Source organism: Dietzia sp. B19, from assembly GCF_014145155.1.
Taxonomy (GTDB): Bacteria; Actinomycetota; Actinomycetes; order Mycobacteriales; family Mycobacteriaceae; genus Dietzia; species Dietzia natronolimnaea.
The window spans coordinates 1-6,027 of sequence record NZ_JAALED010000128.1 but is presented as its reverse complement, the minus strand read 5'-3'; the positions used below and the strand labels follow the sequence as shown (position 1 = coordinate 6,027).

Below are 6,027 nucleotides of genomic sequence, written 5' to 3'. Positions count from 1 at the left end.
GGGCCGACCGGCTTCCCCGGTGGCCTCCAAAAAGGTAACAGATGTATCTCGGCTCTGTCACGTCAAAAGCACGAATAGATACGAAAGCGCCGGTGAGCAGGTGCTCACCGGCGCTACCGAGTTGTTACCCGAAGGTGATCAGTGATCCGCCTCGCCCATCCTGTGAACGAGGATGAAGTTGGTCGACCCCTCGACTCCCGGCACGTTGCCCGCGACGATCACGATGAGATCGTCCTCGTTGTACCCCTCGAGGGGGAGCAACAGTTCGTCGGTCACCTTGACGAGCTCCGCCGTCTCGTGGACCCGGTCGGTCAGGAACGTCTCGGTTCCCCACGTGAGAGCCAACTGGCTCCGGATGCGCGGATCGCCGGTGATGGCGATGAGGGGCAGGTGGCTGTGCAGGCGCGCGAGCCGGCGGACGGTGTCCCCGGTCGAGGTCACCGCGACGAGCGCCTTGGCGCCCAGCCGCTCCCCGATCTCGCGGGCCGAGTAGGAGATGACCCCACGCTTGGTCCTCGGGATGTGGACGAGGTCCGGCGCGGCGGTGGAGTCGGCCTCGACCGCGAGGGCGATGGACGACATGGTCCGCACCGCGTCGATGGGGTACTTGCCGACGGAGGTCTCACCCGAGAGCATCACGGCGTCGGCCCCGTCGAGCACGGCGTTGGCGACGTCGGACGCCTCCGCCCGGGTGGGCCGCGAGTTGGTGATCATGGACTCGAGCATCTGGGTCGCCACGATGACCGGCTTGGCGTTCTCCCGCGCGATCTGGATCGCCCGCTTCTGGACCAGCGGAACGTCCTGCAGGGGAAGCTCGACGCCCAGGTCGCCGCGGGCCACCATGATCGCGTCGAAGGCCAGGACGATGGACTCGAGGTTCTTGACCGCCTCGGGCTTCTCGAGCTTGGCGATCACCGGGACGTGCACCCCGACCTCGTCCATGATCTCGTGCACCAGGTCGACGTCCGCCGGCGACCGGACGAAGGACAGGGCGATGAAGTCGACACCCAGCGCGAGGGCGAAGCGCAGATCCGCGATGTCCTTCTCGCTCAGCGCCGGAACCGAGACGTTCATCCCCGGGAGGGACACGCCCTTGTTGTTGGAGACCGTGCCCCCCTCGGTGACCACGCAGTGGACGTCGTCGCCCTCGACCCGCTGGACGGTCAGGCCGATGTTGCCGTCATCCACGAGCAGCCGGTCGCCGGGTCGGGCGTCGGCCGCCAGCCCCTTGTAGGTCGTGGAGACCCGGTCCTTGGTGCCCTCCACGTCCGCGACGGTGATGGCGACCTCGTCGCCCTCCGCCCACTCGTGGCGGCCCTCGAGGAAGCGGCCGAGCCGGATCTTGGGGCCCTGGAGGTCCGCGAGCACACCGACGGCGTGCCCCGACTCGTCGGAGGCCTTGCGGACCCAGCGGTAGTTGGCCTCGTGGTCGGCATGGTCTCCGTGACTGAAGTTGAGCCGGGCGACGTTCATCCCGGCATCGACGAGTTCACGGATGCCGGCCTCCGACGCGACGGCGGGACCCAGGGTGCAGACGATCTTGGTACGACGGTTCACCCGTACCAATCTAGTCCCCTCACCGGGATGACCGGTTAACGCAACGTCAACGACCGGCCAACGGGGGTGCGTCCTCCGGGGACCCGCCGGTCAGGTCCTCGGGGGCACGCAGGTCCGACGGGTCCTCGCGGCCCCGGCGTGCCCGCCACACGTAGATCAGTGCGGCCACCATGACGACGACCGAGACGACCGTGTTGATCCGCAACCCGAGGATCTCGGTCGCCGCATCCGCGCGGAGCAACTCCACCCAGAACCGCCCGAAGCAGTACAGGGCCACGTAGAGGGCGAAGAGCCGTCCGTGTCCGAGGCGGAACCTGCGATCGATCACCACCAGCGCCACGGCCACCAGGACGTTCCAGAGCAACTCGTAGAGGAACGTGGGGTGCACGGTCGCGAGCACCTGCCCGGTGGAGCGACCGATGGTCTCGGAGTACCCGTAGGTCTCGTCGTAGCGCTGGTAGATCTCCAGCGCCCAGGGCACGTCCGTCTCGCGACCGTAGAGCTCCTGGTTGAAGTAGTTCCCCAGGCGCCCGATCCCCTGTGCCAGGACGATGCCCGGGGCGACCGCGTCGCCGAACGCACCGATCGCCCGGATGCCCTGCTGGCGCAGGCCGATGTAGGCGCCGACCGCGCCCAGCGCGACGGCGCCCCAGATCCCCAGACCGCCGTCCCAGATCTTCAGCGCGTCGACCGGGTTCCTGCCCTCCCCGAAGTAGCGGTACCAGTCGGTGGCCACGTGGTAGAGGCGACCTCCCACGAGACCGAAGGGGACGGCCCACAGCGCGGTGTCGAGCACGACCCCCTCGCGCCCGCCACGGGCGACCCATCGCTTCTCACCCCACCAGATGGCCACGACGATGCCGAGGATGATCCACAGTGCGTAGGCGCGCAGCGGGAACGGCCCGAGCTCCCAGACCCCCTGGGGCGGGCTCGGGATCACGAGCCCGCCCCCGGCCGACGCACGCCCGCCGCGAGTTCGGCCGTCAGCCGGGCGAGGGCCTGGCCCCCCTCGGTGGCCGCGGTGATGAGGGCGGACCCCACGATGACGCCGTCCGCATAGGAGGCGATCTCCGCGGCCTGGTCACCGTTGCGCACCCCGAGTCCGACGCCGCACGCGAGGTCCGAGTGTTCACGGACCCGTGCGGTGAGGGTGCGCGGCGCGTCGGAGACCACGTCCCTCGCTCCGGTCACACCCATGACCGCCTGGATGTAGACGAAACCGCTCGTATGGGACAGCGTCATGGCCAGCCGTTCGGGCGTCGACGACGGCGCGACCAGGAACACCCGGTCGATCCCGTGTGCGTCCGTGGCGGCGATCCAGTCCTCCGCCTCGTCGGGGATGAGGTCCGGTGTGATGACCCCGGTCCCGCCGGCGGCCGCGAGATCCTCCGCGAACCGGTCGACGCCGTACTGGAGGATCGGGTTCCAGTAGCTCATGACGACCGGGACCGCGCCGGCCTCGGCGACGGCCCGGATCACGGCGAAGGTGTCCCGGATCCGGAAGCCGGCCTGCAGCGCCACGTCCGCGGCCGCCTGGATGGTGGGACCGTCCATCATGGGATCCGAGTACGGGATACCCACCTCGATGACGTCGCACCCGGCCGCGACCATCGTCCGCACGGCCTCGATCGACCCCTCGACCGTCGGGTACCCCGCCGGGTAGTAGCCGATGAGGGCGGCCCGGTTCTCGGCACGGCACCGCTCGAAGACCTCGCTGAGAACGCTCATCCCTCGACTCCCCCGTCCGCGTAGTCGCCCTCGCCGTCGTCGGCACCCCGGCTCGAGTCCACCCCGGCCTCGGGTGGGGTCCCCCCGCCCAACAGACCGAACCACCGGGCGGCGGTGTCGACGTCCTTGTCACCGCGACCCGAGACGTTGACCAGGATCAGGTCGACGCCCTCGGCGGCGAGCTGCGCCGCTCCGGCGATCGCGTGGGCGGACTCGATCGCGGGGATGATCCCCTCGGTGCGGCACAGCTGAGCGAACGCGTCCATCGCCTGGGTGTCGGTCACCGGCCGGTACTCGGCGCGACCGATGTCGGACAGGTACGAGTGCTCGGGCCCGACGCCCGGGTAGTCCAGTCCCGCCGAGATCGAGTGCGACTCGATGGTCTGGCCGTCCTCGTCCTGCATGAGGTGCGCGTACGAGCCCTGGAAGACGCCCGGCCTCCCGGCGTTCACGGTCGCGGCGGTGCGACCGGACGCCACGCCGTCGCCGCCCGCCTCGCAGCCCACCAGGCGGACCGAGGAGTCGTCGATGAACGGGTGGAACAACCCGATCGCGTTGGACCCACCGCCCACGCACGCCACGGCGGCATCGGGCAGGCGCCCGATCCGCTCCAGGATCTGGGCGCGCGCCTCGGTGCCCACGACCCGCTGGAAGTCGCGGACCATCGCCGGGAACGGGTGCGGGCCGGCGGCGGTGCCGAACGCGTAGTAGGTGTCGTCCGCCCGGGAAACCCAGTCCCGCATCGCCTCGTTGATCGCGTCCTTGAGGGTCGCGGAACCGACCTCCACGGCCTCGACCTCCGCGCCGAGCAGACGCATCCGCGCGACGTTGAGCGCCTGACGACGGACGTCCACCGCACCCATGTAGATCTTGCACTCCAGCCCGAGCAGGGCGCAGGCCGTGGCGGAGGCGACGCCGTGCTGGCCGGCCCCGGTCTCGGCGATGACCCGCTTCTTACCCATGCGGTGCGCGAGGAGCACCTGGCCGAGGACGTTGTTGATCTTGTGCGATCCGGTGTGGTTGAGGTCCTCGCGCTTGAGGAAGACACGGGCGCCGATCTCGGCCCCGAAACGCCCCGCCTCGTACAGCGGCGACGGCCGACCCGAGTAGTCGCGCTGGAGACGGTCGAGCTCGTTGAGATAGGCGTCGTCCGCCCGGGCCTTGGCGTAGGCGTCGGCGACCTCGTCGACGACCGCCATGAGCGCCTCCGGGACATAGCGGCCGCCGAACGCTCCCCAGTGGCCTCGCTGGTCGGGCTCGTGTCCGGTCGTCGTCCGGAGCACGTCTCCCATCGAGGGCAGCGGTGTCAGCTCGTTAGAATTCACGGCTCCCAGTCTGCCGGAAGCGTGCGACGGGGGCCTAGCGGGGTCCCTGCGGGCAGGACGGGTGGGAACCCGCCGTGGCCAGGGCGTTGCACGCCGCGCGCGGGTCGCCCTTGGTCACCAGGCCCTCGCCGACGAGCACCGCGTCCGCGCCCACGCTGGCGTACGCCAGGAGGTCTGACGCGTCACGGACGCCCGACTCGGCGATCTTGACCACCCCGGACGGCAGGCCGGGAGCGATGCGGGAGAACACGTCGCGGTCGACCTCGAGGGTCTTGAGGTTCCGGGCGTTGACACCGATGACGGTGGCGCCGGCCTCGAGGGCGCGGTCCGCCTCCTCCTCCGTGTGCACCTCCACCAGTGCCGTCATCCCGAGCGACTCCGTCCGGTCCAGCAGGGACACCAGCGCGTCCTGCTCCAGAGCGGCCACGATGAGCAGCACGAGGTCCGCGCCGTGCGCCCGGGCCTCGTGGATCTGGTACGGGCCCACCACGAAATCCTTGCGGAGGACCGGGATGTCGACGGCGCGGCGGACGGCGTCCAGGTCCGCCAGGCTGCCGTTGAACCGGCGTTCCTCGGTCAGGCAGGAGATGACGCGGGCCCCGCCCTCCTCGTACATCCGGGCCAGCACGGCGGGGTCGGGGATCTCGGCGAGCGGCCCCTTCGAGGGACTGGCGCGCTTGACCTCGGCGATGACGCCGACCCCGGCACCCCGGAGCGCCTTGAGCGCGTCACGCGGTTCCGGCGCCGACCGGGCCGCCTTCTTGACCGCAGTGAGGTCGATGACAGCCTCGCGGGCCGCGACGTCCTCGCGGACCCCGTCGATAATCGAGTCGAGCACGGTACCCACCGTGACCTCCCTCTGCAGTGTTCGGGCAGGAAGTGTGATCGAGATCAACAATAGAGGCAGCAGGCGGGGTTCCGAGAATCGGGACCCGGTCGGGGATGCTCAGCCCGTGGGATCGCGCCCGTCGTCGAGTTCCTGCCACAGGTCACGACCGGTGTCCCCGGTGTCCTCGCCGGCCTCCGGGTCACCGCGGCGCGCCCCGGGCGTCACATAGCGATCATCCCGCTGAACCCTCCGGGTCGGCCAGATCATGGGGACGGCTCCCGCGGCGACGAGGGCCAGCGCTCCTGCTCCGGTGAGAACCGGACCGGCCGACCGGGTCGAGATCTCCGTGATCTCCGACCACTCCGGCACCGCCTGCGCACCGGCCGTCCCCGGGCCCGCGTTGGTGCGGCCGAGCTCCTCCTCACCCGTCACCGTGGAGTGGACCCGGTCCTGGTCCACTCCGCCGACGGTCGAGAACAGCAGCGCGCCGGTGGCCAGGCCCAGGAGGGCGATGACGGCCCCGACCACCCGGGCCCCCGTCCCCCGGACCAGCGCCACCGCGGCCACCGCGGCGAGAGCACCCACCGC

General features: G+C 70.6%; 6 protein-coding genes. All 6 read right to left on the bottom strand.

What is annotated here, in order from left to right:
• Positions 1 to 138: 138 nt before the first annotated feature.
• Complete coding sequence (pyk, locus tag G6020_RS04845) at positions 139 to 1,557, bottom strand: pyruvate kinase (RefSeq protein WP_179525149.1); 1,419 nt, start codon at positions 1,555 to 1,557, stop codon at positions 139 to 141.
• A 46-nt stretch (positions 1,558 to 1,603) separates the two neighbouring features.
• Complete coding sequence (gene lgt / locus G6020_RS04840; RefSeq protein ID WP_095717255.1) at positions 1,604 to 2,497, bottom strand: prolipoprotein diacylglyceryl transferase; 894 nt, start codon at positions 2,495 to 2,497, stop codon at positions 1,604 to 1,606.
• Positions 2,494 to 3,285: a tryptophan synthase subunit alpha gene (trpA, locus tag G6020_RS04835; RefSeq protein WP_179525148.1), complete on the bottom strand. Its 792-nt coding sequence runs from the start codon at positions 3,283 to 3,285 to the stop codon at positions 2,494 to 2,496. Before trpA ends, lgt begins: the two co-directional genes overlap by 4 nt.
• Positions 3,282 to 4,577: a tryptophan synthase subunit beta gene (gene trpB, locus G6020_RS04830; RefSeq protein ID WP_095717257.1), complete on the bottom strand. Its 1,296-nt coding sequence runs from the start codon at positions 4,575 to 4,577 to the stop codon at positions 3,282 to 3,284. The genes trpA and trpB overlap by 4 nt, the downstream gene beginning before the upstream one ends.
• Positions 4,578 to 4,644: 67 nt before the next feature.
• The gene (trpC, locus tag G6020_RS04825) at positions 4,645 to 5,457 is read right to left on the bottom strand and encodes an indole-3-glycerol phosphate synthase TrpC (RefSeq protein WP_179525147.1); all 813 of its coding nucleotides are present in this window, start codon (positions 5,455 to 5,457) and stop codon (positions 4,645 to 4,647) included.
• A 99-nt stretch (positions 5,458 to 5,556) separates the two neighbouring features.
• Positions 5,557 to 6,027 (bottom strand): Trp biosynthesis-associated membrane protein (locus G6020_RS04820; protein WP_182609845.1); only part of this gene is annotated, 471 nt, incomplete at its 5' end.